Consider the following 25,036-nt stretch of genomic DNA (forward strand, 5'->3'; position numbering starts at 1 on the left):
GTTTTGGTTTTGTTTGTGCGAAAGCGCAGCGACAGCAACAGCACGATGTTGGTCACGAAGGCGTTATCACAGGATGTGATGCTCTTAGTTTTCGTTCCTCTATCGCTAATCCCCAAGGAGTCGCCCAGTCGTAACGAAGATCAACGTATTTACATATTAGATGTTTTAACAAAAGTCACAGCTTTTGGTGATGAACCCTTTATCTGTAAAGGCTTATACTTATGTGCCCGTTAGAATGTATGAATCGTTACCGCTTGAGAAAATTTTTATTAAAATTATAACTTTCAGCATAGCCAAATTGTAGGCGAAATCGTATATAATAGAGCTATTCGTAAAAGAAAGTAGTGAATTGATATGGCAACTGGCACACATATGGTCGAAGTACCTGTAGGAATTGAAAATGTATGGGATTTCGTCAGTGATATGGAAAAATGGGCAAAGCTTGTCCCAGGTTATAATGCACATGAAATGATTGATGAAAAACATTCAACATGGACGTTTAAAGGCAATGTTGGTGTTCTGAAAAAAACAGTACAAGTAGAGATTGCTATTTTAGAATGGACAGCACCTTCTAAAGTAACATTCGAATTAAAAGGAATTTCTGATAACTTTTCAGGAAACGGTTATTTCCTAGCGGAAAGTATTGATGCAGAAAATACAAAAATGACAGGCTTCTTGGAAGTAACAGCAGGAGGATTAGCTGGTCCTGTTTTAAATCCAATCTTTAAGCCAATCGTACCAAAAGCAACACAAATGTTAACAGACCGTGTAGCAAACAAAATTAAATTGGTGAATGTATAATAACGATTGCACACCATTAAAAGGCATGCTAGAGAATTTTTTCTAGCATGCCCTTTTTTTCTGTTACGGCAGGCGCTTTCTTAGGGGACGCCCGATGTGCCGCTTCTCTTTGGCACTATACAAAATCCGATTGCATTGTTTATTTGCGCGAGATCAAAGAGACAGCTACATAATATACACCAAGACGAAATTGATTAATCATCCTATAGCATACTATCCTTCGGAGCTTCATATGATGCAAGAGGAGGGATTATTATCGAACACAAAACATGGAATATGAGTGAAACTTTTAGTTTTCCTGGTTATGGCTGCCCAATAGAAATAGCAGCTGTACAAATTAAGCCACGGTGGCAGACAACACAGTTAGAAGACTCTCTACGATTAATGGGTATTTATCATATCACAGCACATGTTCGCTTTGATTTTCAAGACATGCAAGCTTACATGGATGATGATGAATTAGTACAAATCGATACACTAGATATTCAAGGAGATACTGGTTATTTTGAGTATGCAGTTCCTTTAAATGTAGATTTACCAAAGGATGCAGCTATTGAAGATTTAATGGTAAAGGATATTCGACCTGTTTTGAGGAATCAGATGTGTCAGCTCGAGTGGACGGTTACAAGTGTTTTTAATGAGCCTGAGCTTGCGTTAGAAAAAGCGCACGTTTTTGAAAAACAGTCTGTCAATGCCTCAGCACAAATTGAGAAGGGGGACCTTACAAAAGAAACGGCACAAGTAAAACAACCTACAACTGCAGTAGCTTCGAATCAAGAAGAAAAAACTGTAGCTGTAGCAGCTTCAGCACAAGAGGAAAAATCAAAGACTGTTTCATTTGCAGTTCAAAAGGAAAAGTCTGAAGCAATAATAGCTTCAGACAAAAAAGAAAAGCCTGCATCAAAAACAATGTTGAGGGAGTCCTCAAGTAATATTGTAGTCCGTGAATCTAGTTCCTGGCATGAAGTGCCATCGATGATCTGGGATTTAACCGAAGACTATACACCGCTAAAGGTTCGTGTTTCAAATGATTTCATTCAAAAGTAAATAGCATATAAGTAAAAGGAGCAATAAGATGATGAAATCCCCAGATGTTGGAATGATGATGACACGTATAAACTGAAAAGCACAAATTGGAACAATTATCGTTTTGCAATAAAAACGAAATTGTCGTAGCCATGGTGGTAAAAGCCAAGGATTATACTTACGTCGTCGCATTTGAATTTTCACTTCCTTTTCTAGTAGTGCTTCCTAAAAAATGACTAAATCACTTGAAAAATTGCACGATTTTGGGGTACAATGTGAAAAAGTTGAATATAAATGCAAATGCTATGACAGGGAAGAGTAAATTATTCGTACATTTTAAGAGAGGAAACGGTAGCTGAAAAGTTTCTATTTGTACCTAGTTGAATGTAGCCCTCGAGCAGCTTTAGTGAACTAACAGTAGTTAAAGCCGGTTAAACACCGTTACTGAATTGAGAGCCAGTAGTAAAGGCTTAAGCAAGTAGTACATTTTTTTCTGATGAAACGTATGATAGCTTAACTCGCCTCTGCTGGAATTAAAGGTGGTACCGCGAACTTAAACTCCTTCGTCCTTTTTGACGTTAGGAGTTTTTTTTATTTTTATTAATCTTCTTGTTAATGTCTTTTTACTAAGACTTAAAAAAGAATGATTGGTACTATCTCACACTAAAAAAATTATTAAGTTAACAGGAGGAGTCAAAATGACAGAAAACATTTCAATGCCAACAAAATATGATCCACAGTCCATTGAAGCAGGTCGTTATGAATGGTGGTTACAAGGGAAATTTTTTGAGGCGCAGCCTACAAGTGAAAAGGAACCTTATTCTATCGTTATTCCACCACCGAATGTAACAGGTAGACTACACCTTGGCCATGCTTGGGATACAACATTGCAAGATATTTTAATTCGTATGAAGCGCATGCAAGGTTATGATGCACTTTGGTTACCAGGAATGGACCATGCAGGTATTGCGACACAAGCAAAAGTAGAAGCAAAATTACGAGAAGAAAATATTACACGTTATGATTTAGGTCGTGAAAAATTCCTCGAAAAAACATGGGAATGGAAAGAAGAATATGCTGGGCATATTCGTGATCAATGGGCGAAGCTTGGTCTTGGATTAGATTACTCTCGCGAGCGTTTCACACTTGATGAAGGTCTTTCTGATGCAGTTAAAACTGTTTTCGTGCAATTATATGAAAAAGGCCTAATCTATCGTGGCGAACGTATTATTAACTGGGACCCTGCTGCAAAAACAGCATTATCAGATATTGAAGTTATCTATAAAGATGTTCAAGGTGCATTCTATCATATGAAATACCCATTAGCTGATGGCTCAGGATATGTGGAAGTAGCAACTACACGTCCTGAAACAATGCTAGGTGACTCTGGGGTAGCTGTTCACCCGAATGATGAGCGCTATCAACACTTAATCGGTAAAACAGTTATTTTACCAATCGTAGGTCGTGAAATTCCAATCGTAGCAGATGACTACGTAGATTTGGAATTCGGTACTGGAGTTGTAAAAATGACACCAGCACACGATCCTAATGACTTTGAGGTTGGTAACCGCCACAACCTAGAACGCATTCTTATTATGAATGAAGATGGTACTATGAACGAGCTTGCTGGCAAGTATAACGGTATGGATCGTTTTGAATGTCGTAAGCAAATCGTTGCTGATTTACAAGAAGCTGGCGTGCTTATCCGTATTGAAGAGCATACACATTCAGTAGGGCACTCTGAGCGTTCTGGTGCTGTTGTAGAGCCCTATCTTTCTGCACAATGGTTCGTAAAAATGCAACCACTTGCTGATGCTTCACTTACTCTTCAAAAAGATGAAGAAGGGCAAGTAAACTTCGTACCATCTCGTTTTGAAAACACATATTCTCGCTGGATGGAAAACATTCGTGACTGGTGTATCTCTCGTCAATTATGGTGGGGTCATCAAATTCCTGCTTGGTATCACAATGAAACAGGTGAAGTTTACGTAGGTAAAGAAGCACCAGCAGATGCAGAAAATTGGACGCAAGATGAAGACGTATTAGATACTTGGTTCTCGTCTGCACTATGGCCATTTTCTACAATGGGTTGGCCAGATGAGACGAACGAAGAATATAAACGTTACTATCCAACAAGCACACTTGTAACTGGTTATGATATTATTTTCTTCTGGGTTTCTCGCATGATCTTCCAAGGTCTTGAATTTACAGGTCAGCGCCCATTCAAAGATGTATTAATTCACGGTTTAGTACGTGATGGAGAAGGACGCAAGATGAGTAAATCACTTGGCAATGGTGTAGACCCTATGGACGTTATTGATCAGTATGGTGCTGATTCATTACGTTACTTCTTAGCTACTGGATCTTCTCCTGGTCAAGATTTACGCTATACAACTGAAAAAGTAGAGTCAGTATGGAACTTTGCAAATAAAATTTGGAATGCCTCTCGTTTCGCTTTAATGAATATGGAAGGTATGACATATGATGAAATCGACTTAACTGGTGAAAAATCAGTTGCCGACAAATGGATTCTTACTCGCTTAAATGAAACAATTGAACGTGTAACATCTCTTGCAGAACGTTATGAATTTGGTGAAGTTGGCCGTGAGCTGTATAACTTCATTTGGGATGATTTCTGTTCTTGGTATATTGAAATGGCTAAATTACCGTTATATGGTGATGACGAAGTAGCTAAGAAAACGACTCGTTCTATTTTAGCTTACGTTTTAGACCAAACTATGCGTCTATTACATCCATTCATGCCATTCATTACAGAAGAAATCTGGCAGCACTTACCTCATGAAGGTGAATCAATTACAGTGGCAGCATGGCCAACTGTTCGTGAGGATCTTCATTTTGCAGAGGAAGCAGACAATATGAAGCTCCTAATGGATATTATACGTTCAGTACGTAATATTCGTGCGGAAGTAAATACACCAATGAGCAAAAAAGTGCCACTATATATTTCAGCGAAGGATGCTACAACGGTTACAGTACTAGAGGCAAATAAAGCGTATTTAGAAAAATTCTGTAATCCAGAATCACTAACAATCGGAGAAAGCTTAGAAGCACCTGGTCAGTCAATGACAGCAGTAGTAACTGGAGCTGAACTATTCCTACCACTTGTTGGACTTATTAATCTAGAAGAAGAAATTGCTCGTCTTGAAAAAGAATTAGAAAAATGGGCAAAAGAAGTAAAGCTTGTGAATGGTAAGTTATCGAATGAAAAATTCGTTTCTAAAGCGCCGGAAGCATTAGTTAATGCGGAGCGTGAGAAATTAGCCGATTACGAAAGTAAACATGCGGTTGTATTAAAACGTTTAGAAGAACTAAAAAATATGTAAGATTAAGACAGCGGATGGCAATCGTCATCCGCTGTTTTTTTCTTTCATTCAAATGTAAGTTTTTACGAAAAGTATGTGTATTAGGCGCTACTTATACTAAAATAGAGATAATTGTAGTAAGAGGGAGTGTTTCTTTTGTTTAAAACAATGAAAGAATGTACAGATTTTATTTTTACGTTAAAGGCAGTTGATCATAAACGTGCTCCGCTCGTCTTGATGCGAGAGGTATTAGCTTTTCTTAATAACCCACAGGACAAGCTACGTGTTATCCATTTAGCAGGCTCAAATGGGAAGGGGTCAACAGTGAATGCGCTAAGAGAAATGTTGCAACTTACTGGCTACAAAGTAGGCGCCTTTACTTCACCTCATCTAGAGTGTGTTAATGAACGTATGACTATTAATGGTATGCAAATTAATGATGCACAATTTTTACACTATATGAACAAAGTTGTTGAGATTATTGAGACACATTATGAAGGTGAATTTCCGAGCTTTTTTGAAGTGGTAACACTTATTATGTACCAATATTTTGCGGATGAAGAAGTGGATTTTGCGTTGATTGAAACGGGACTTGGTGGACGTTTAGATGCTACGAATGTCGTTACGCCTCTAATTTCAATTATTACAACGATTTCATTAGAACATACTGCGTTTTTAGGAGATACGTTAGCTAAAGTAGCGTTTGAGAAAGCGGGAATTATTAAAGAAAGTGTACCTGTTGTAGTGGGTGTTAAAAGTGAAGAGGCACTTTCTGTAATTCGTGAGGTAGCAAATAAGCGTCATGCCCCATGCTTTGTTTTAGGGGAGGATTTTACGGTTGATAATATTGAACAAGGAACTGATATGCAACATTTTAATTACCGTAAAGCAAATGTGGAGATGGAAGCTATCCCATTAAAAATGGCTGGTCAGCATCAAATAAATAATGCAAGCGTTGCGATTTCGGCAATTTTAACGTTAAGAGAGAATGGAGCCGTTGATATTTCGGATGCATCAATCCGTCAAGCTTTGGCAAAAGCTCAGTGGGCAGGCCGTTTTGAGCAATTACCTGGCGCTATTATATTAGATGGCGCACATAATTCTGAAGGAACTGCGGCGTTAATTCAAACTCTAAAAACGGTTTATCCGCAACAAAACTATCGATTTATATATGCAGCATTATCAGATAAAGATCATGCGAAAAGTATTGCTTTAATGGATAGTATTGCTACATCAATTGCATTTACACAAATCGAGCTTCCGAATGCTATGCCTGCTGATCAATTAGCTGCATTATCTACAAATACGAAAAAAATATATAATGCGAATTGGTGTGAAATGGTTCAAACGATGCTACATCAAAGAAATGATGAGGATGTTATCGTCATTACAGGCTCCTTATATTTTATAGCTGAAGTTCGACAATGGCTACAGGGGGAACAAAGATGATCCCGAAATGGAATAGCTATAAGGAAAAATGGAATGTTCAGAGTGATGATGTTATTAAACCTGGTCTAACTGCGATTGAAGAAGCATTGGTACGAGTAGGTAATCCAGAAAATAAATTGCAAACCGTACATTTAGCAGGGACTAACGGTAAAGGCTCGACACTTACTTTTTTAGAATCAATTGCTAAGGAACATGGCTTACGTGTTGGTAAATTTATGTCTCCTTGTATTTTGGACGTGCATGACCAAATTCAAGTAGAAGGTCAAGCTATTTCAGAAGCTGAAATGAACCTTGTATTCCAACAAATGCAGGTAGCCGGACTTAGTGGCAAACTAACAGATTTTGAACTTTTAACAGTTGCAACATTTTTACATTTTGTTGCTAGTAATGTAGATATCGCCCTTATTGAAGCTGGTATGGGTGGCTTACTTGATAGTACGAATGTGGTCACACCAATTGCTTCTATCATACCGAGTATCGCATTAGAGCATACGAATTTTTTAGGAGATACGATTGAAAGTATTGCCTATCATAAAGCCGGAATTATTAAGCCGTATCAACCAGTTATTATTGGCGATTTACCGTTAGAAGCGAAAAATATTGTCTACGAGGAAGCCAGTAAAAAACATGCCTCCGTTTTTGAGCTAAATCATCAGTTTTATGTGGAACAAGAGAAAGATGGAGAGAGCTATGTGCATAATGACAATGGCCTCCGTATTACAAAGCTTACACGCACTATAAAGGGAGCACATCAGGCGAATAATATGGCACTTGCTATTACAGCCTTTTTCGAAGTAGCAATCTCATTGGAGTTACAAGTTAGTGAAGAAGCTATTCAAAAAGCTGTAAAAAACGCAACCATTTTAGGACGTTTTGAAGAAATTATGCCTTATGTTGTTTTAGACGGTGCGCATAATCCAGCGAGTGCTGAGAAATTAATAGAAACGATTAAGCAGGAGTTCCCAGATGAGCAGATTACTTTTGTAATTGGAATTCTTGCAGATAAGGCTGTAAAAGAGATTTTGCAACTATTTGAGCAAGTAAGTGATTGTTTTTACTTTGTTGATTTTGATAATCCCCGTGCGATGGCTGCTCACAACATGCTTGAGCTGTCCAACGCCTCTTATAAGGCAGTTTTAGAAGATTATGTGCAATTTTTAAAACGACAGTCAGCAAGAAAATCAAGGACGATTGTATCGGGTTCATTGTATTTATTAACAGAAGTGCGTAGTAGATTAAAAAACAATTAACATGAGTTAGTATATTTCCAGTAAAAATCAGGTACTCATTAAAAAATGAGTACCTGATTTTTTCATTTGGTTATTCTCTCTTTGAGTTCCGTAAGTACTTTTTCCCAATATTTTTTCATCTCTTCTCTTACATTTTGATCAGAAAGTTTTTCTTGATGAAAGCTAATTGTAGTTTTATTACTTGCCCCCGGAATAATACGAACTTGTACGGTTGATGCTTTTTCCCATCCTACCTTTTGCCAAGTTAGGCGAAGTTGTTGTAAAGGTTTGACTACGCGTATTTCTCCTGACCCTAATTTCGTAATATAGTTCTGTCCTGGTTCAAGGATAATGAACATACTCTCTCCTAACCATACGTTTAATCCATCTTGTGAAGTAACTAGGTTCCAAGCTTCCTCTTGGGAAATCGGGAACATCCTTCTAACACCTACTTGAAACCCTACTGTCTTTGTTTGTCCAATAATTTTGGGATTTTCCACCTCGTTACCTCCATTATTAATATTTGTCTGTAAATAATAGTATTTCTAGTTCTACTTTCTATTTCCTTGCACATCCTCAAATTTTTTGGATGAAATTTCTTTGTTAAAAGCAGGCTCCTTTGATAGCGATACAAAAGAGTAGAATAAAAAACCCATCTTTTTTTAGTAAATCTTTTGTTACAAAAATATTTAATTTTGCAGTAAAACCTCGAAAATAACTAGTAAATCAAAATGTAGTAAATTCGCATTTACACATCCTTTTGTACATATACTTATATATCAAATTGGTCTTTTCTAAATTTACTTTGATACGTTAAAGAAAGAGGTGATGGTTGAATGAAAATTGTCAGTCAAGTGATGAGAAAACAAATATTTCGAGCGATGATTATTGGAGGAGTAGTAGGGCTTTTTGGTGTAGGCATTTTTTTAGGTATTCTTCAAGCAAGCAATCAATTTTCTATAAAAAATGATAGTAATGAGGTAGCTAATAAAAGTAATAGTAATACCAAAGGGGAAACCATTACGACAGCAGGAGGAGCAACGAAAGGACCCATGCTTTTTGCTAGTCAAGCAGGGGTCTATTCAAATTATGAAAGTGCAAGCGCATTTGTATCTGAACACCCTTCATTAAAAGAAAGTGCCATTGTCGAGGTCGATGGAAAATTTCACGTTTGGACAAGTGTGGTAACAGATGAAAGTCAACTTGTTTTCTTAAAAGATCCTGCAACATTTAAAAAAGCATTTACTTTGAGTGGCGACAGTTGTAAGGAGGCAACGCTTGCAGAGCTTCCGTCTGTGCTAACTGACAAAAATGCAACAAAATTAAATTTTAAGGATAATTCCAAAGATTCTACGCTACCTGCTGATTGGCAATCTATTGGAGCAGCAGCCACGTCTATTTCAAGCGATACCAGCATCATTCGATTACAAGTTTTGGCCCATTACAAATCGAAAAATGCTTGTCTTCAGGTGAAATTTTAAGCATAAAAGATAGTGAAATAAGCATTATCTTGATTTTTAGAAAATTTTCAAATGCCAAATTCTCCGTTATGATAACTAATAAGGAGGAATGGTCAGACAATGTTTAAAACAAATCACAAGATAGTGCTTGCTTCTGCTTCACCACGACGAAAGGAATTATTAACTATGCTATCCCTTCCGTTCGACATAATAACTAGTGAAGTAGAAGAGACAAGCGTTCAGGCAACTACAATGCAAGATTATGTAAAAGGCGTAGCTCTATTAAAAACACGTGATGTAGCAAAAAAAGCTCCAGATACAACGATTATTGGAGCGGATACGATTGTTGTTTATGATGATGAGCTACTCCATAAACCAAAAAATCGTGAGGAGGCAATTTCTCACTTATTGCGCTTATCAGGTAAGTGTCATGCGGTCATGACAGCTGTTGCCATTATTGAGCCTGACGGTCATGAAACAACATTTGTGGAAGAGACAAATGTTGTCTTTCATCAGTTATCGCAGGATCTCATCGAAGCATACGTAGATTCAGGAGATCCATTTGATAAAGCAGGCGGTTATGGCATTCAAACTGCTGGAACCCTCCTAGTGAAACGAATTGAAGGAGATTATAACAATGTTGTCGGTTTACCACTTGCAGCGTTGTTTACGCAATTGGTAGCACGCAATATTATCCAATTTGCGAAGGAGTGAGACTTTTTTGACGAATGATGTTTTACAAGGGACGATGATACGAGACGTTCATATAGAAGATCGCCCTCGTGAAAGACTACGTAGACAAGGAGCTATGAGTTTATCGAATCAGGAGCTACTGGCTATTTTACTAAGGACAGGCACTAAAGAAGAGTCTGTCCTAGTACTGGCAAATCGCGTACTTAACGTTTTTGAGCGTTTACATCATTTGAAACATGCAACAATAGAAGAAATGGTTGCTATTAGAGGGATTGGTGAGGTTAAAGCCATTCAGTTATTAGCGGCAATTGAACTCGGTAGACGTCTTGCGCAGAAACATAGCGATGAAAAATATACGATTCGTTCCCCACAAGATGCCGCTACCTATTTAATGCCTGATATGACCTCACTGAATCAGGAGCATTTCGTCGTTCTTTTTTTGAATGTGAAAAATCAAATTATTCATAGAAAGACAATTTTTATAGGCAGTCTAAATGCTTCGATTGTCCATCCTCGCGAGATTTTTCGCGAGGCTGTAAAGAGATCTGCGGCTTCTATAATTTGTGCACATAATCATCCTAGTGGCGTACCAACACCTAGTGATGAGGATATTGAAGTGACGAGAAGAATTATAGAGGCTGGTTATATTATTGGCATTGATTTAATCGATCATCTCATCATCGGTGATCATCAGTTTATTAGTTTGAAAGAAAAAGGATATTTTTAATTTCATTCAGCGGATGCCAAACATCCGCTGAATGAAATTAAAGCCTCCGGCGGATGTCATGGAATCGGAAATGAGTTCTTAGGGGATGTTAGCCTAAAATCATCGCATCCATGCGATAACGGCTAACTGACCTGCATCGTGCAGGCCTGAGCACAAAGCCGATTCCGGACGCAATTATGCCGAGGCATAATGGATCTCTGCAATATATTTTGCAGAGTTTTTTTGTGGGAATTTTTAGAGTTTGTTGAAGTATCAGGTTCATCACCAAAAGTTGTAGAAGATTTTATTAAAACGATGTAAATAAGTTGATCTTCTTACGACTGGGCGACTCCTTGGGGATGACAATCGAAGAACGAAGTCTAATAGCATCACATCCTGTGATAACGCCTTCGTGACCAACATCGTGCTGTGTTGCTGTCGCTTCGCTTTCGCACAGACAAAAACACGTTGCTGTCGCTACGTTAGCACTACGCTTTCGCGCATAAAACATCCTGTTGGCCCGAGACCCTGGAGCGAAGCGGATGTTTTCTGCCTCAAAAATCAAATCGTTTTATTATTTTATAAAAAAATTTTTGTATTTTTTTGCGAAAAGCTAATAAAGAAAACGAACCTTTTCTTATAGAAAACGTTATTGTATTCGTAGAAATGTCTATAATATTCACAAAAATTGGTAGCCTATTACACGTTGTCTTACAAGAATAAAAATTATATGCTAATCTATACGTACTGTTTTTGTTTGGGAGGGAATTAAAATAGTATCTTTTCAGCGAGATGAGGTATGTGGCACTACAAATTCTTGCGTTTTTCCGTTATAATGAACGGTATGATTTTATTTTTATTCAGAAAAAGACTCTCATTCCAACAGGTGTGAGATAATTGAGTGTGTAGTTTTTTTCAGTAGGTGTCTATCACCGAGTGAATGAAGATAAAACCTCGGGGTGTAAACGCGCCGGGGTGTAAGTTGATGTCAACGAAAGTATGGCTTAAATAGAAAGGGAGTACACAAATTGTTTGGATTAGGAAGTAAAGATGTCGGGATTGACCTTGGCACAGCGAATACATTAGTGTTTATTAAAGGGAAGGGAATCGTTTTACGCGAACCTTCAGTCGTAGCGAAAAATACAAAAACTGGAGATATCGTTGCAGTAGGTAACGATGCAAAAAATATGATTGGTCGTACACCTGGCTCAATCGTAGCAATCCGTCCTATGAAAGATGGCGTTATTGCTGATTTTGATATTACTACAGCAATGATAGAATACTATTTAAAAGAAGCTTGCAAAAATTCTGGTGGTAATTGGAAAAAGCCGAATGTTATGATTTGTGTGCCATACGGTATTACATCGGTTGAACAACGTGCGGTTATTGATGCTGCTCGCCAAGCAGGTGCTAAAGAAGCATTTACAATTGAAGAGCCATTTGCAGCAGCAATCGGTTCAAACTTACCGGTATGGGATCCAACAGGGTCAATGGTCGTTGATATCGGTGGTGGTACAACAGAGGTAGCGGTTATTTCATTAGGTGGTATTGTAACAAGTGAATCCGTGCGTGTCGGCGGGGATGCAATGGACCAATCCATCATTTCGTATATTCGTAAAACATATAACTTAACAATCGGTGAACGTACTGCGGAAGCAGTGAAAATGGAAATTGGTACAGCGTTGGCTGAAGGTCCAGAAGAAAAAATGGAAATTAGAGGACGCGACCTTTTAACAGGTTTACCGAAAACGATTGAAATTTCATCACAGGAAATTTCTGAATCTTTACGTGAAGCGGTAGCATCTATTATTGATGGAGTTCGAAAAACGCTTGAGCAAACACCTCCTGAATTATCTGCAGACGTAATGGAACGCGGAATTGTTCTAACAGGTGGCGGTGCGCTATTAACAAACTTAGACAAAGTTATTAGCCAAGAAACGAATATGCCAGTATTTATCGCAGAAGATCCACTAGACTGTGTTGCTATTGGTACAGGTAAAGCTCTAGAACATATTGACTTAATTCGTCAACAACAAGTTAAAGGGTAAGGAGGTTTAGGCAATGCCACACTTTTTTTTCAATAAGAAATTAATTTTGCTGCTTGTGGGCATGGTTTTTCTTGTGGCATTGATTAGCTTCTCATTACGTGAGCGGACGAATGCAACTTTACCAGAGCAAATTATTAAAGACACTGTCGGCGTCGCACAATCTATTGTTGCGAAGCCGGCGAATTATATTGCGGGTGTTTTTGATAGTATTGATTCCCTCTTAAACACGTACGAAGAAAATAAACGTTTAAAAGCACGCTTAGATGAATTTGTTGCTGTACAAGCTGAGGCATCGGATTTGAAATCTGATATTAAAAAGTTTCAAGAGCTTATGGACAAATCGGAAAGCTTAAAAGCATATGATCCGATTCATGCCACAGTTATTGCTAGAAACCCTGACCAGTGGGAAGAAAAAATTATTTTAGATAAAGGATCTTCACACGGTGTAGAAAAAAATATGGCAGTTATGACAGCGAAAGGTTTAATCGGTAAAGTTACTTTAGTGACGCCTTTTACCTCTGAGGTAGAGCTTTTATATACAAATAATCCAAATTATCGTGTTTCTGCGATGGTTCCAGGAGATAAACAAGCATACGGTTTAATCGAGGGCTATGATAAAGAGCGTAATAAACTCATCATGAAGCGAATCGATTCTAATTTAACAGTTAAAAAAGGTCAACAAGTAGTTTCATCGGGACTTGGCGGTGTTTTCCCAAAAAATGTGCCAATCGGAGAAATAACTGAAGTAAGTACAGATGATTATGGTTTAACGAAAATGGCTTATGTAGAACCATCTGCTGATTTTTCAATTTTAGATTATGTTGTTATTGCTAAACGTTCCTCTACGGTGATAGATGGATCTGATGGTAATTCATCGAACGGAGATTTAACACATCCACAACAGGGTAACGAGGAGGTTGAATAATGATTCGATTTCTTATTCCCTCTGTGGCAGTTTTACTATTTTTACTAGAACCAGAATTTGCTATGCTTTCACCGATTGAAGTAAAAGGGCATATCTATTATTTGGTCCCTAGATTTTTAATCTTATATTTAATATTTATATCCATCTATTACAGCCGTCAACGAGCGGTAATGTATGGACTTTTTTTTGGTGTCTTGTATGATGTGTTTTACATTGATATTATTGGATTATATTCAGTACTGTTTCCGCTAGTATGTTTTTTAGCAGGGTCAATTGTGAAAGTTATTCATCAGCACTTAGTTGTGACAACGACGATTTCAGTTGTGTTAGTAGCAATTTTAGAATTTATACTTTATCAATTCTTCTATCTTATCGACTTTACAACGATTCCATTTTCGGATTTCTTACGTTCACGACTACTGCCAACGATCATTGCTAATGCACTATTTTTAATGATTCTTGGTTGGGCCTTCAAGTATCTGATTAATGCGCGTGTCTTACAGAGAGCACGTGAAGTTTCTTAATAAAGAGCAACGTGGGGTGAGGCATTCATGAAAAAACAGTTAGTTAATATGAAGGGAACAAAGGATGGATTTGTTCTTCATTTAGACGATCAATGTGCGTATGTCGATTTAGTAGAAGAGCTTAAAAAGAAAGTTTCAGAGAGCGGTATCGATAGTAAAGTAGATGTACAATTATATTTGGGCTATCGATACTGTTCTGATGAACAAATCAAAGAGCTTATTAAAATTGTTCAGGAAACAGAGCAACTAATCGTTTCAAAGGTGCAAAGTGAAGTACTGACTGTCCATGAGAGCAACCAGAAAAGGATTGAAAGTCAACAAGATACATATTTAGGTGTGGTCAGATCGGGTCAAGTTCTACGTTCGCCAGGCGATATAATTATCGTAGGGAATGTCAATCCGAATGGACGTGTAGAAGCAGCTGGCAATGTGTATGTCCTAGGTAAACTTAAAGGAATTGCACATGCTGGTGTTCATGGTAATAAGGAAGCAATCATTGCAGCATCTTGTTTCGAAGCCACACATATCATGATTGCTGATCAGGTTCAGGCAATGTCAGACGAACATGTAAAAACGATTAATCAAGAAGAGATGACTTGTGCATTTATTGGCTATGATGGGCGCATTACGTACGATCAAATTCACGCGTTAAAAAATATTCGACCATTGTTAAATGTGTCTAAAGGAGGAAGCTAGTGTGGGAGAAGCGATCGTCATAACTTCAGGTAAAGGCGGCGTCGGAAAAACGACGACAACGGCTAACCTTGGGACTGCATTGGCTCTACAAGGTAAAAAAGTATGTTTAGTAGATACAGATATTGGCTTACGTAATTTGGACGTGATTTTAGGTCTTGAGAATCGAATTATTTATGACTTAGTAGATGTTGTTGAAGGGCGCTGTAAGATTCATCAAGCGCTAATAAAAGATAAACGTGTAGATGAAAAACTATTTTTATTACCTGCTGCTCAAACGACAGATAAAAATGCTGTTAAGCCTGAGCAAATGAAGAGCTTAGTAGAAGAATTAAAAAGAGATTATGATTATGTTTTAATAGATTGTCCAGCGGGAATTGAACAAGGCTATCGCAATGCGGTTGCTGGTGCTGATCATGCAATTGTAGTAACAACGCCAGAGATTTCTGCTGTGCGTGATGCAGATCGAATTATTGGCTTACTTGAACAGGAAGAAATTACGGCACCTAAACTAATTATTAACCGTATTCGCCAGCATATGATGAAAAGTGGTGATACTTTGGATGTGAATGAAATTACAACACATTTGTCTATAGATTTATTAGGAATCATTGTAGATAATGAAGGGGTTATTTCATCGTCCAATAAAGGTGAACCGGTAGTAATGGACCCTGCAAATAAAGCATCTCTTGGCTACCGTAATATTGCTCGAAGAATACTTGGAGAGTCTGTACCACTTATGGCCATTGAAGATGAACATAAAGGTGTATTTTCAAAACTAAAAGCGTTATTTTCAAAATAATCATCAACCTTTTCGTGCATTTGTACGAGGAGGTTTTTTCTTTGTGCATGAATGGACATGCAAGCTCATATAGTGTGAAAAAAGGATGAGGGCTTGTTTAAAAAATGGAAATGGTTGGTCGCGATATTGCTCGTGGCTGCAACTATGCTAGTCATTCGTTTAGAGGATCAAGGTGTATTGGAAACACCGGTGAGAAAACTTGTTACAACATCAGCTGATTTGACTTATTTAAGCGAGCTCGGACAAAGCTGGCTAAATAAAGATGATGCAACAATTTTAGTATCGAGTGATGTTGGACAAACTGAATTATTAACATTTGCCAATGCGGAAGTTTTTAAGGAAGGCTTTTTATTGCAATATGACATGGGCTTACCAGTTTATGCTGGAAAGAATGGTCTTGTCGTTTTTACCGGTCATACAAAATATACTGGTAAAACAATGACAATCAGCTATGACGATGGTACAACTGTATCCTATGGTATGCTAGATAGTTTAGCACAACTTCCATACACAACAGTGCAGGCAAACGATTTAATCGGCATGAAAGAGACGGGGCAACTCTATATCTCAATTGAGAAAGACAAGGCACAATATAATTTGGAGCAGATTGTACAGTGGCTTGAAACAGCGGAGTCCAATGAAAATTAAACTGCATCTTCTATGTATCCCTCTCGTATTTTTAATGATTTTCACCGGTCAAATTGCTTATTACGCTATTATTTTAACTTCGTTATTATGGCATGAAGCAGGTCATTTGTTAATGGCGATGCTTTGTGGCGTTAGCGTAAAATCATGCGTTATTACACCTTACGGAGGGGAAATAGAATTTGAAAATCCAGCGGCTGTGCCAGCAACGTCACTCCTTTGGATTGCCTTAGGAGGACCAATCGCTACAATATTAGGGATTGGCCTCGCTTTTTTTATGCCAGAGCTGCTTGCGACCAAGCTTATTAATGTGCAACTTGTGCTATTAGTAATCAATGTTATACCGATTATCCCGTTGGACGGTGGCAGAATATTTTTAGCGTGCCTATATCTATTCAATCCAAGTGTTCGTGCGTTTGAATATTACTACTGGCTTTCTCTTATAATTGCATTTATACTATTCATGATAACTTTATGTTACCTCCCACAATCTATTTTTATAGCAATTTTATGTTTATTTATATGGCTTCAAGTGTTAAAGGAATGGAATTATCGAAAGTATCGTTTAGCATTTGAGAAATATGTAATGAAAAGATTGACATGATAGAAATCACGTGGTAATATTTTAATGTTATTGTTTGTAGCACCTGTGCTACTACAACCGCTCTGGAAAGGTTAAAGTATCGCAATGATCACCTTTATAAACAGGCGAGTCTGAGTCTATGAGGAGGTGCAGTAAAATGTACGCAATTATTGAAACTGGTGGTAAACAAATCAAAGTAGAAGCTGGTCAAGAAATCTATGTTGAAAAATTAGGTGTAGAAGCTGACGAGGTTGTAACTTTTGATAAAGTTTTATTCGTAGGTGGCGAAAACGTTAAAGTTGGAGCTCCATTCGTAGAAGGCGCTACTGTAACAGCGAAAGTTGTGAAAGAAGGCCGTGCGAAAAAAATCGTTGTTTTCAAATTGAAAGCTAAAAAGAACTACCGTCGTAAACAAGGTCACCGTCAACCTTACACAAAATTAGTTGTTGAAGCTATCAACGCTTAATTATGAGGTGTAGCGAATGATACAAGTTACGATTCATCACAATGAAAATAGACATGTGTCAGCATTTGAATTTTCAGGACATGCGGAATACGATGAATCTGGTAAGGATTTAGTATGTGCAGGAGCATCTACCATTGCCATAGGTACGGTGAATGCTATTTATGCACTATTACAAATACAGCCAGAAGTCGAACAAGCTGCTGAAGGTGGAGGCTATCTTAAGGTAGACTTACCATCAGATTTAGAGCCTGAGATTGATGCAAAACTACAGTTAATTGTCCAAGTAATGACAGCCCAAGTGTATTCTATGGTGCAAAATTACGGACAATATATCCAAATCAACTACAACCAAGTAGGAGGTGGAACACAATGAAATTATTATTAACTTTAGACTTACAATTTTTCGCATCTAAAAAAGGTGTAGGTTCTACTAAAAACGGACGTGACTCTGAGTCTAAACGACTTGGTGCTAAACGTGCTGATGGCCAATTCGTAACTGGTGGTTCAATTCTTTACCGTCAACGCGGTACAAAAATTTACCCAGGTACAAACGTAGGTCGTGGTGGTGACGATACACTATTTGCTAAAGTTGACGGCGTTGTAAAATTTGAACGTTTAGGTCGCGATCGCAAACAAGTATCTGTATACCCAGCAACACAAGAAGCTTAATCTTTTATAAGATAACATAAAGCGGAGGACTGCATTTATTGCAGTCCTTTTTTTGGCTAAATTTCAATGAAGATTTAAGGGAAAAATACAGCAAAACTTGTTATACTAGTAAGGATAACTTTATTGGAGTGAATGGGATGAACAATCAATCACTAACCATTAGTGAAGTAATACGTTTTGCAAATCATGATTATGTGAATCAGCTTCAGCTTATTCGCATGAATCTAGATTTAGGTAGAATTGATGAATCAAAAAAACTTATTAAAGAGTATTCAGAGCAATTACAAGTATTTTCTATCCTTAATCGTCTACAATTACCCCAAACAATAGAATGGCTGCAAACAGCAGGCTGGCGCTACCCTTCATTACCAATGAAGCTAAGCAATGATATAAAAAAGCCTGTCACAAATACTATTGATTCGGAAGTTGTAGATTACTTAAACAAAACAGTTATGCATGTTTATGATACATTAGATCCATTTACAGAGCAGAGCTTAGTGCTCGATGTACGTGTTGACGATCATACATTTGCCGTGACATTCACGTTAAATGGGCTATGGAGTGCTGATGCATTCACCGAAAAAGGTTTGAAACAATTAGACATTCAAACAGTGGAAGAGACAAATACGTCTTGGATATATGTATTGAGTGCAAGCAGGGAGTGAATTAAATGTTTGTCGATCACGTCAAGATTTATGTAAAAGGTGGCGACGGTGGGGATGGAATGGTAGCCTTCCGTCGTGAAAAATTTGTACCGAATGGTGGTCCAGCTGGTGGCGATGGTGGTCACGGTGGGAATGTTGTCTTTCAAGTTGAAGAAGGTCTGCGAACGTTAATGGATTTCCGCTACAAACGCCACTTCAAGGCTGACCGTGGTGAACATGGTATGAGTAAAGGGATGCATGGTAGACGTGCAGATGATTTAATCGTTAAAGTACCACCGGGCACAGTTGTAATGAACGAAGAAACAGGCGTTGTTATTGCGGATCTAGTCGAGCATGGTCAACAAGCGATTATCGCAAAAGCTGGTCGCGGTGGCCGCGGGAATTCCCGCTTTGCAACACCAGCCAATCCTGCTCCAGAACTTTCAGAAAAAGGTGAGCCAGGACAAGAATTAAATGTTATATTAGAGTTGAAAGTACTAGCAGATGTAGGATTAGTTGGCTTCCCAAGTGTAGGTAAATCAACATTATTATCTGTTGTTTCTGCGGCAAAGCCAAAAATAGGTGCTTATCATTTCACTACAATCGTACCGAACTTAGGAATGGTTGAAACGGATGATCATCGTAGCTTTGCAATGGCCGATTTACCAGGTTTAATCGAAGGTGCGCACGAAGGTGTTGGTCTAGGTCACCAATTCCTCCGTCATATTGAACGTACACGTGTTATCGTACATGTAATTGATATGTCGGGTATGGAAGGGCGCGATCCTTATGAAGATTACTTAACAATCAATGATGAGCTAAAACAATATAATCTTCGTTTAACAGAACGTCCACAAATTATTGTGGCAAATAAAATGGACATGCCAGATGCAGAGGAAAACTTAGAAATTTTCCGTGAAAAAGTGGGCGAAGATGCGAAAATCTTCCCAGTATCAGCGGTTTCTCGCCAAGGTTTAAAGCCGGTATTATTTGAAATTGCCGACTTACTGGAAGTGACTCCTGAATTCCCATTATTCGACGATCTAGATGAAGAATCAGATGCAACGGTACTTTACAAACACCAATCTGAAGCAGATTCAATCGAAATCTCTCGTGATCCTGATGGTACATTCATTCTTGGTGGATATGCGATTGAGCGTATCTTCAAAATGACAGACTTCAGCCGCGAGGACGGTGTACGTCGTTTTGCACGTCAATTACGTGGTATGGGCGTCGATGAAGCATTACGTGAACGTGGTGCTCAAAATGGAGATATTGTACGCTTATTGGAATTCGAATTTGAATTTGTCGACTAAGAATAGGTTTTAGGGGGAAGCGTATGAAGAATGTTGCGAATCAGCGATATTATTTAGTTCGTGAAGATGTTTTAACGGATGCTATGCAAAAAACTTTGGAGGCGAAACACTTACTTTCAAGTGGTACGGTAACTTCCATTTGGGATGCGGTAAAGCAGGTGGATTTATCGCGTAGTGCGTTTTACAAATATCGTGATGCTGTATTTCCTTTTCACTCAATTGTGCAGGAACGCATTTTAACAGTCTTTGTACAGCTTCAGGACCGCAAAGGAACACTTGCAAAGCTTTTAGAAACAGTGACAATTACGCATTGCAATGTGCTGACTATCCATCAAACGATACCGATTCAAGGACGTGCTAATGTTACGTTGTCGCTAGATGTCACTAGTATGACATGTGAACTTGATGATTTAATACAGCAACTTAAACGGTTAGATTTTGTAGAGTCAGCGGAAGTAATTAGTTCGGGTGCATTGTAATGACTGACAGCATGTTTGAATTTTTGACAAAATGTAAATAAGCTCAAAAGGAGCAGTCCCATGTGATGTAATGAATCATCATGGGACAGCTCCTTATTCTATATCGATAGAGAAAATTCATAGGAAGAGTAATGGATAGACCATAGAGGCTCCGGAGCGTTTGGGAAGCTTCATATTATGCCTTACCTAATATTTGATGTAGAATAAAAGGAGTTTTTCAGGAATTAAAAATTCCGAATTTTTACATTAGTGAAATTAAAGAGGCTTGTCGCTAAAAGTTAGGGATGACATTTGTTAAAACGTATGTCAGTTATATAAGTTGATCTTCGTTAAGGCAAGACGCCCCCAGGAAGCTCTGCTCTGTGCGAAGCGACAGCAACAACAAATGTTTTAACTGCGCGAAAGCGAAGCGACAGCAGCAAATGTTTTAACTGCGCGAAAGCGAAGCGACAGCAGCAAATGTTTTATCTGTGCGAAAGCGAAGCGACAGCAACAAATGTTTTATCTGTGCGAAAGCGAAGCGACAGCAACAAATGTTTTAACTGCGCGAAAGCGAAGCGACAGCAACAACAACAAAGCGCCCAGTCGGAACGGAAATCAACCATACGTTTTGGTGGTGAGCCAATTAAATAAAACCATGAACAGGAGGAAATGTAATGACAGAGCAACAATGGGAAAAACGAATAGGATATTTAGGACCTGAGGCATCATTTACATACTTAGCAACAAAGGCAACTTTTCCGAATGAGTGGCTTGTCCCTTGTTCTACAATTCCAGAATGTATTGAGGCGGTAGCAAAGGGAAAGGTAGATTTAGCAGTTGTACCACTGGAAAATGCTTTAGAAGGATCGGTATCGTTAACGCTTGATTATTTATTTCATGAGGCGACCTTATATGTTACAGGTGAGCTTCAGTTAAAAATACAGCAGCATTTAATGGTCAATAAAGCGCAGAAGGACAACTGGGAATCAATCATAGGAGTTTATTCACATCCACATGCTCTAGCCCAATGTCATAAATATTTATTTTATCGTTTCAGCCATGCTCCGTTACATCAAACGACATCAACGGCAGCAGCGGCAAAATTTGTATCCGAAAATCCTAACGAGTGCATTGCCGCAGTAGGAAATGCAGCGGCAGCAGAAAAATATGGCTTAGAAATCGTTCAATCTAATATTCATGATTTCCATTTTAACCATACACGCTTCTTCGTATTATCTAAGCAAAATAAACGATTACCCCAAGAATTATCAGATGGACAGGCAAAGACAACGTTCATGATTACATTACCAATAGATCGTTCAGGGGCGTTACATCAAGTATTATCAGTTTTCGCATGGCGACAACTAAATTTAAGTAAAATCGAATCACGCCCATTAAAAACGGGCTTAGGCGATTATTTCTTTATGATTGATGTTTTAGCAGATGAAAAGGAGCCTATGATGCGTGGGGCTATGGAAGAACTAGCTGCACTTGGTTGCAAAGTGAAGTCACTTGGTACATACTTTACTTATCGAACATCAGACGAGTAATCAATGTTGTCTTCGCTAGGAGGAAATTGTATGGGCGGCATTATTTTATTTGACGGAGTATGCAATTTTTGTGATAGCAGTGTGCAATTTATTATCAAATATGATCATGCAGCATATTTTCAATTTGCATCCATCCAGAGTGATGCAGGGCAGGCGTTACGTGCTCAATACGAAATACCAGAAAATATAGATAGTGTCATATTAATTGAGCATGGGAAGGTCTATTTTGAATCTACTGCAGCACTTAAAATTTGTAGGAGATTAAATAGTTTTTGGCCTGTCTGCTATGTTTTCATTCTTATTCCACCATTTATACGAAATATAATGTACCGACTATTTGCTAAAAATAGATATCGTCTTTTTGGACGAAAAGAAAGTTGTTTATTGCCAACACCTTCACAACGAAAAAGATTTCTTTAACTATGAAGCTATCCAATTTATGTGGATGAAAGCTAGATAAAGTATGGCTCTTCTGCAAAACGAGGGGTTGATTTCCATTCCGACTGAGCGCTTTCCTGGGGGCGTCGGGGCAACAGGATGTTGGTCACGAAGGCGTTATCACAGGACGTGATGCTTTTAGCCTTCGTTCCTCTACCCGCTTCACTCGCAAGGCACGCTGCAGGGTCTCATCTGTGACGCTAATCCCCAAGGAGTCGCTCAGTCTCCACTCAACCATTTCATATAGCATGTATATTCTAGCATGTCACTTAAAACATACAACAAACTTCTGCAAAGTTTATTGTGCGAAAGCGTATTCGAGAATACAGTAACAGCAGTCTTACAGTCGCGTCACTGTTATACGTTTATTCCGTTTGATTAAGTACTATAGCATTCATTTTTGAAATGCATTGACATATAGTTTTCAACAACATGTGCTATCCAATTAATGTGGATAGCTCTTTTTTTGAAATTGCAATAGTATTTTCCATATGATTATGTAACTAATGAAATAAGCTTCAAAAAAATAAGTAATAATATTATCAGGTTGTCGATAGAGAAAAAATAGGATTATATTTGAGCGATATATAAGGATTTTTTTGTTGCTATTTTGCTAATATACCCCCATTTTAACTGATTGTAGCGTAGGGCTACTCGACTCCCGCGGGAAAGCGAAGCGTCAGCGACAAATGTTTTATCTGTGGGAAAGCAGAACTTCAGCAACAAAGCGAGTAGCCCGTAGCGGAAATCAGCCTTTCGAATTAATTAGAATGTATAAAAATGGTTAATTAATACACCTGATAGTAAATCATATAAATTCATTTAAATAGAAAGCTGCTAGTCTCTGTGAAGGCTAGCAGCTTTGAATCGATTATTTGATTTTATACATTATGGAAGGGAAAATTGTTGACTTATTGATCGACAACTAAATAGCCTTTTTTTTGTAAAGTAAGCTCAATTAAATCTAAAATTTCAACAGAAGGTGCGGAAATAACATGAAGGTGCGTACCATCTGTTAGTTCGGATAAATAACTTGCTTGTGTTTCGTTGACACGTTGAATAAATTTTTTTACCTCATGACGGTTAGAGACCATAATGGATGCAGTAATTTCTCCATAAATAGGATGTTCAACAATAACATTTTTTACTGTACCACCGCAATCAACTATTGTTATTAGTTCATCTTCTGCATTCTCTGCAGTATGGAAGCAAGGAATTGTCCGTTCGACGGTCTGCTGTATTTGTTCCTGATGCATATAAAGATATCCTTGACTAGTAGCAATAATAGGCTCATTCCTAGCTTTTAATAATGTCATATCATTGACAATGACTTGTCTAGAAACATTAGCGAATTTAGCTAGGTCCGTCCCTGTGATAGGTGCTGTGCTGTTTTTTAGTTGTGCTAGAAGTTGCAGTCGGCGTTCTTCGCCTAACATTTTTTTCATAAGAGATCACCTCTGCTTGTAATAAAGGAAGCAGTTTTCCTTAAAAACTAGTGTACCATGAAGCCTTTCTAACATGGGTGAATTTTTTGTATCCAAATGGAACATTGAACATATGATACGAAGAGAGGAAGGGAGGAAAAAATTGCGTATTCATATTGTCCAAAAGGGAGACACGTTGTGGAAGATTGCGAAAGAGTACGGAGTTTCATTTGAAGATTTGAAGCGGCTTAATGCCCATCTCGCTAACCCAGACTATATTGTACCGGGCATGGAAATTATCCTACCTGAAAAAATAAACAAAGAACCACATAGAGAACATCATCGAGAAACAGATCGTGGAATGCATAGAGATGGACATAGAGAGGGGGGGCATAGGGAATCACATAAAGAGGGGCATAAGGAACATATGCACAAAGAACATATGCATAAGGAGTCACCTACAAAGCATTTTAAAGAAAAAGAAGTACAACGACCAATGCCACCACCAATTATTGCACCACCACCACCAATGCCTGAACCACAGATGATTCCAATTCCTTATCCGATGCCGATGCCGATGCCTCAAGTGCCAGTTGAGCTTAGCTGGAATCAACAAGTTGTCATGCCAAGTGTAGAGCAGACTGTATCACCAATACAAATTCAACCACCACCACAACCAGTAGCCCAACCGACGCCAGCACCAATGCCAATGCCGCAACCGATTTTTATCATGCCACAAATGCCAGCAGTACCACATTGTGCAAGCTGTCATCAGCCAGTGCATCATCATATGTATTGGCCAATGCCGATGCAGATGCCAATGCCAATGGAGCCGTATACAATGCCAGAGCAACCATCATGTGGAATGGGATGCGAAAAAGTTGCTGGGGTAGGGGATTTCTTAGAATCTAGTACATCTCCATTCTTCCCTATGAAACCAGAATTTGAAGCTATGCCGGAAATGGAACAGCCTTGTGGTTGTCATGCTCAGCCAGCCATGATGCCAAATTGGCACATGGACCCATGTTTCTGTCAACCACCATGTCCGCCACCATGCCCACCGCCATGTCCATCACATTGCCCAATGCCATATTCGTCAGTAGGACCGTGGATGTCACCGCACTTTTTCCCAGGCGGGATGACGCCTTATCGATGGTAAAA

27 protein-coding genes and 2 other annotated features are annotated in these 25,036 nt (G+C 38.4%); of the genes, 24 read left to right on the forward strand and 3 right to left on the reverse strand.

From position 1 onward, the window contains the following. Positions 1-354 precede the first annotated feature (354 nt). Positions 355-801, forward strand: coding sequence for an SRPBCC family protein (locus ABNX05_RS12060; protein WP_349659983.1), 447 nt, complete (start codon positions 355-357; stop codon positions 799-801). A gap of 276 nt (positions 802-1,077) precedes the next feature. Continuing rightward, the gene (locus ABNX05_RS12065; protein ID WP_349659984.1) at positions 1,078-1,848 is read left to right on the forward strand and encodes a valyl-tRNA synthetase; all 771 of its coding nucleotides are present in this window, start codon (positions 1,078-1,080) and stop codon (positions 1,846-1,848) included. On the opposite strand, the gene ABNX05_RS26555 is transcribed toward ABNX05_RS12065, so the two are convergent. Further along, positions 1,825-2,019 (reverse strand): YszA family small membrane protein, encoded by a 195-nt coding sequence (locus ABNX05_RS26555; protein WP_490390921.1) that lies wholly within the window; start codon positions 2,017-2,019, stop codon positions 1,825-1,827. The two genes, ABNX05_RS12065 and ABNX05_RS26555, sit on opposite strands and share 24 nt — an antisense overlap. 104 nt (positions 2,020-2,123) lie before the next feature. Next, positions 2,124-2,401: a binding site (T-box leader), on the forward strand. Between the two features lie 124 nt (positions 2,402-2,525). Here ABNX05_RS26555 and ABNX05_RS12070 point away from each other — a divergent pair. The 3 genes from ABNX05_RS12070 to ABNX05_RS12080 all read left to right on the forward strand — a co-directional run bounded on the left by ABNX05_RS12070 (position 2,526) and on the right by ABNX05_RS12080 (position 7,849). Next, positions 2,526-5,171 carry a valine--tRNA ligase gene (locus ABNX05_RS12070; protein ID WP_349659985.1) on the forward strand — a complete coding sequence of 882 codons (2,646 nt, stop codon included), beginning with the start codon at positions 2,526-2,528 and terminating at the stop codon, positions 5,169-5,171. A gap of 135 nt (positions 5,172-5,306) precedes the next feature. Next, a complete protein-coding gene (locus tag ABNX05_RS12075) occupies positions 5,307-6,599 on the forward strand; it encodes a bifunctional folylpolyglutamate synthase/dihydrofolate synthase (protein ID WP_432760142.1) in 1,293 nt (430 codons plus the stop codon). After that, complete coding sequence (locus ABNX05_RS12080) at positions 6,596-7,849, forward strand: bifunctional folylpolyglutamate synthase/dihydrofolate synthase (protein ID WP_349659987.1); 1,254 nt, start codon at positions 6,596-6,598, stop codon at positions 7,847-7,849. Before ABNX05_RS12075 ends, ABNX05_RS12080 begins: the two co-directional genes overlap by 4 nt. A gap of 62 nt (positions 7,850-7,911) precedes the next feature. Here ABNX05_RS12080 and ABNX05_RS12085 read toward each other — a convergent pair whose 3' ends face one another. Further along, a complete protein-coding gene (locus ABNX05_RS12085; protein WP_349659988.1) occupies positions 7,912-8,328 on the reverse strand; it encodes an SRPBCC domain-containing protein in 417 nt (138 codons plus the stop codon). Positions 8,329-8,664: 336 nt separating this feature from the next. Between ABNX05_RS12085 and ABNX05_RS12090 the strand changes: the two genes are divergently transcribed. The 18 genes from ABNX05_RS12090 to ABNX05_RS12175 all read left to right on the forward strand — a co-directional run bounded on the left by ABNX05_RS12090 (position 8,665) and on the right by ABNX05_RS12175 (position 22,433). Beyond that, the gene (locus tag ABNX05_RS12090; protein WP_349659989.1) at positions 8,665-9,309 is read left to right on the forward strand and encodes a hypothetical protein; all 645 of its coding nucleotides are present in this window, start codon (positions 8,665-8,667) and stop codon (positions 9,307-9,309) included. 99 nt (positions 9,310-9,408) lie between these two features. Continuing rightward, the gene (locus ABNX05_RS12095; RefSeq protein ID WP_349659990.1) at positions 9,409-10,002 is read left to right on the forward strand and encodes a Maf family protein; all 594 of its coding nucleotides are present in this window, start codon (positions 9,409-9,411) and stop codon (positions 10,000-10,002) included. Between the two features lie 34 nt (positions 10,003-10,036). Beyond that, positions 10,037-10,708 carry a RadC family protein gene (radC, locus tag ABNX05_RS12100; RefSeq protein ID WP_349660147.1) on the forward strand — a complete coding sequence of 224 codons (672 nt, stop codon included), beginning with the start codon at positions 10,037-10,039 and terminating at the stop codon, positions 10,706-10,708. Between the two features lie 1,007 nt (positions 10,709-11,715). Further along, a complete protein-coding gene (locus ABNX05_RS12105; RefSeq protein ID WP_197144832.1) occupies positions 11,716-12,735 on the forward strand; it encodes a rod shape-determining protein in 1,020 nt (339 codons plus the stop codon). A gap of 13 nt (positions 12,736-12,748) precedes the next feature. Further along, the gene (mreC, locus tag ABNX05_RS12110) at positions 12,749-13,660 is read left to right on the forward strand and encodes a rod shape-determining protein MreC (protein WP_349659991.1); all 912 of its coding nucleotides are present in this window, start codon (positions 12,749-12,751) and stop codon (positions 13,658-13,660) included. Next, positions 13,660-14,184 (forward strand): rod shape-determining protein MreD, encoded by a 525-nt coding sequence (mreD, locus tag ABNX05_RS12115; protein ID WP_349659992.1) that lies wholly within the window; start codon positions 13,660-13,662, stop codon positions 14,182-14,184. The genes mreC and mreD overlap by 1 nt, the downstream gene beginning before the upstream one ends. A 27-nt stretch (positions 14,185-14,211) precedes the next feature. After that, the gene (minC, locus tag ABNX05_RS12120; RefSeq protein WP_079563570.1) at positions 14,212-14,880 is read left to right on the forward strand and encodes a septum site-determining protein MinC; all 669 of its coding nucleotides are present in this window, start codon (positions 14,212-14,214) and stop codon (positions 14,878-14,880) included. A 1-nt stretch (position 14,881) separates the two neighbouring features. Further along, positions 14,882-15,679, forward strand: a complete 798-nt coding sequence (gene minD / locus ABNX05_RS12125; RefSeq protein WP_079563571.1) for a septum site-determining protein MinD — start codon at positions 14,882-14,884, stop codon at positions 15,677-15,679. A gap of 93 nt (positions 15,680-15,772) precedes the next feature. Then, positions 15,773-16,327: a peptidoglycan DD-metalloendopeptidase family protein gene (locus tag ABNX05_RS12130; RefSeq protein ID WP_349659993.1), complete on the forward strand. Its 555-nt coding sequence runs from the start codon at positions 15,773-15,775 to the stop codon at positions 16,325-16,327. Further along, entirely contained in the window at positions 16,317-16,928 is a 612-nt protein-coding gene (locus ABNX05_RS12135; RefSeq protein ID WP_349659994.1) for a zinc metalloprotease, read from the forward strand. Before ABNX05_RS12130 ends, ABNX05_RS12135 begins: the two co-directional genes overlap by 11 nt. A 45-nt stretch (positions 16,929-16,973) precedes the next feature. Then, positions 16,974-17,050, forward strand: a sequence feature (ribosomal protein L21 leader region). A 14-nt stretch (positions 17,051-17,064) separates the two neighbouring features. Further along, positions 17,065-17,373: a 50S ribosomal protein L21 gene (rplU, locus tag ABNX05_RS12140; protein WP_036124117.1), complete on the forward strand. Its 309-nt coding sequence runs from the start codon at positions 17,065-17,067 to the stop codon at positions 17,371-17,373. 16 nt (positions 17,374-17,389) lie between these two features. Further along, a complete protein-coding gene (locus ABNX05_RS12145; protein WP_349659995.1) occupies positions 17,390-17,746 on the forward strand; it encodes a ribosomal-processing cysteine protease Prp in 357 nt (118 codons plus the stop codon). Beyond that, on the forward strand, positions 17,743-18,042 hold the full coding sequence (gene rpmA / locus ABNX05_RS12150) for a 50S ribosomal protein L27 (RefSeq protein ID WP_079563575.1): 300 nt from the start codon (positions 17,743-17,745) through the stop codon (positions 18,040-18,042). Before ABNX05_RS12145 ends, rpmA begins: the two co-directional genes overlap by 4 nt. Positions 18,043-18,179: 137 nt before the next feature. After that, the gene (locus ABNX05_RS12155) at positions 18,180-18,707 is read left to right on the forward strand and encodes a Spo0B domain-containing protein (RefSeq protein WP_349659996.1); all 528 of its coding nucleotides are present in this window, start codon (positions 18,180-18,182) and stop codon (positions 18,705-18,707) included. A 5-nt stretch (positions 18,708-18,712) separates the two neighbouring features. Beyond that, complete coding sequence (gene obgE, locus ABNX05_RS12160; protein WP_349659997.1) at positions 18,713-20,002, forward strand: GTPase ObgE; 1,290 nt, start codon at positions 18,713-18,715, stop codon at positions 20,000-20,002. Between the two features lie 23 nt (positions 20,003-20,025). Further along, positions 20,026-20,481 (forward strand): ACT domain-containing protein, encoded by a 456-nt coding sequence (locus tag ABNX05_RS12165; RefSeq protein WP_079563577.1) that lies wholly within the window; start codon positions 20,026-20,028, stop codon positions 20,479-20,481. Between the two features lie 656 nt (positions 20,482-21,137). Continuing rightward, positions 21,138-22,013, forward strand: coding sequence for a prephenate dehydratase (gene pheA / locus ABNX05_RS12170; protein ID WP_349659998.1), 876 nt, complete (start codon positions 21,138-21,140; stop codon positions 22,011-22,013). Positions 22,014-22,043: 30 nt separating this feature from the next. Beyond that, positions 22,044-22,433 carry a thiol-disulfide oxidoreductase DCC family protein gene (locus ABNX05_RS12175; RefSeq protein ID WP_349659999.1) on the forward strand — a complete coding sequence of 130 codons (390 nt, stop codon included), beginning with the start codon at positions 22,044-22,046 and terminating at the stop codon, positions 22,431-22,433. Between the two features lie 929 nt (positions 22,434-23,362). On the opposite strand, the gene ABNX05_RS12180 is transcribed toward ABNX05_RS12175, so the two are convergent. Beyond that, positions 23,363-23,896 (reverse strand): transcription repressor NadR, encoded by a 534-nt coding sequence (locus ABNX05_RS12180; protein WP_349660000.1) that lies wholly within the window; start codon positions 23,894-23,896, stop codon positions 23,363-23,365. A gap of 142 nt (positions 23,897-24,038) precedes the next feature. Here ABNX05_RS12180 and ABNX05_RS12185 point away from each other — a divergent pair, with 142 nt between their 5' ends. After that, on the forward strand, positions 24,039-25,034 hold the full coding sequence (locus ABNX05_RS12185; protein ID WP_349660001.1) for a LysM peptidoglycan-binding domain-containing protein: 996 nt from the start codon (positions 24,039-24,041) through the stop codon (positions 25,032-25,034). The last annotated feature ends 2 nt before the right edge of the window (positions 25,035-25,036 follow it).

Source organism: Lysinibacillus zambalensis (assembly GCF_040183165.1).
In the GTDB taxonomy this organism is placed as follows: Bacteria; Bacillota; Bacilli; order Bacillales_A; family Planococcaceae; genus Lysinibacillus; species Lysinibacillus zambalensis.

What these genes read in the sequence shown, in the direction of transcription:
- ABNX05_RS12060 (WP_349659983.1), top strand. Translation starts at nt 355, where the DNA reads ATGGCAACTGGCACACATATGGTCGAAGTACCTGTAGGAATTGAAAAT.
- ABNX05_RS12065 (WP_349659984.1), top strand. Translation starts at nt 1,078, where the DNA reads ATGAGTGAAACTTTTAGTTTTCCTGGTTATGGCTGCCCAATAGAAATA.
- ABNX05_RS26555 (WP_490390921.1), bottom strand. Translation starts at nt 2,019, where the DNA reads ATGCGACGACGTAAGTATAATCCTTGGCTTTTACCACCATGGCTACGA.
- ABNX05_RS12070 (WP_349659985.1), top strand. Translation starts at nt 2,526, where the DNA reads ATGACAGAAAACATTTCAATGCCAACAAAATATGATCCACAGTCCATT.
- ABNX05_RS12080 (WP_349659987.1), top strand. Translation starts at nt 6,596, where the DNA reads ATGATCCCGAAATGGAATAGCTATAAGGAAAAATGGAATGTTCAGAGT.
- ABNX05_RS12090 (WP_349659989.1), top strand. Translation starts at nt 8,665, where the DNA reads ATGAAAATTGTCAGTCAAGTGATGAGAAAACAAATATTTCGAGCGATG.
- ABNX05_RS12095 (WP_349659990.1), top strand. Translation starts at nt 9,409, where the DNA reads ATGTTTAAAACAAATCACAAGATAGTGCTTGCTTCTGCTTCACCACGA.
- radC (WP_349660147.1), top strand. Translation starts at nt 10,037, where the DNA reads ATGATACGAGACGTTCATATAGAAGATCGCCCTCGTGAAAGACTACGT.
- mreC (WP_349659991.1), top strand. Translation starts at nt 12,749, where the DNA reads ATGCCACACTTTTTTTTCAATAAGAAATTAATTTTGCTGCTTGTGGGC.
- mreD (WP_349659992.1), top strand. Translation starts at nt 13,660, where the DNA reads ATGATTCGATTTCTTATTCCCTCTGTGGCAGTTTTACTATTTTTACTA.
- minC (WP_079563570.1), top strand. Translation starts at nt 14,212, where the DNA reads ATGAAAAAACAGTTAGTTAATATGAAGGGAACAAAGGATGGATTTGTT.
- ABNX05_RS12135 (WP_349659994.1), top strand. Translation starts at nt 16,317, where the DNA reads ATGAAAATTAAACTGCATCTTCTATGTATCCCTCTCGTATTTTTAATG.
- rplU (WP_036124117.1), top strand. Translation starts at nt 17,065, where the DNA reads ATGTACGCAATTATTGAAACTGGTGGTAAACAAATCAAAGTAGAAGCT.
- ABNX05_RS12145 (WP_349659995.1), top strand. Translation starts at nt 17,390, where the DNA reads ATGATACAAGTTACGATTCATCACAATGAAAATAGACATGTGTCAGCA.
- rpmA (WP_079563575.1), top strand. Translation starts at nt 17,743, where the DNA reads ATGAAATTATTATTAACTTTAGACTTACAATTTTTCGCATCTAAAAAA.
- ABNX05_RS12155 (WP_349659996.1), top strand. Translation starts at nt 18,180, where the DNA reads ATGAACAATCAATCACTAACCATTAGTGAAGTAATACGTTTTGCAAAT.
- obgE (WP_349659997.1), top strand. Translation starts at nt 18,713, where the DNA reads ATGTTTGTCGATCACGTCAAGATTTATGTAAAAGGTGGCGACGGTGGG.
- ABNX05_RS12165 (WP_079563577.1), top strand. Translation starts at nt 20,026, where the DNA reads ATGAAGAATGTTGCGAATCAGCGATATTATTTAGTTCGTGAAGATGTT.
- pheA (WP_349659998.1), top strand. Translation starts at nt 21,138, where the DNA reads ATGACAGAGCAACAATGGGAAAAACGAATAGGATATTTAGGACCTGAG.
- ABNX05_RS12175 (WP_349659999.1), top strand. Translation starts at nt 22,044, where the DNA reads ATGGGCGGCATTATTTTATTTGACGGAGTATGCAATTTTTGTGATAGC.
- ABNX05_RS12180 (WP_349660000.1), bottom strand. Translation starts at nt 23,896, where the DNA reads ATGAAAAAAATGTTAGGCGAAGAACGCCGACTGCAACTTCTAGCACAA.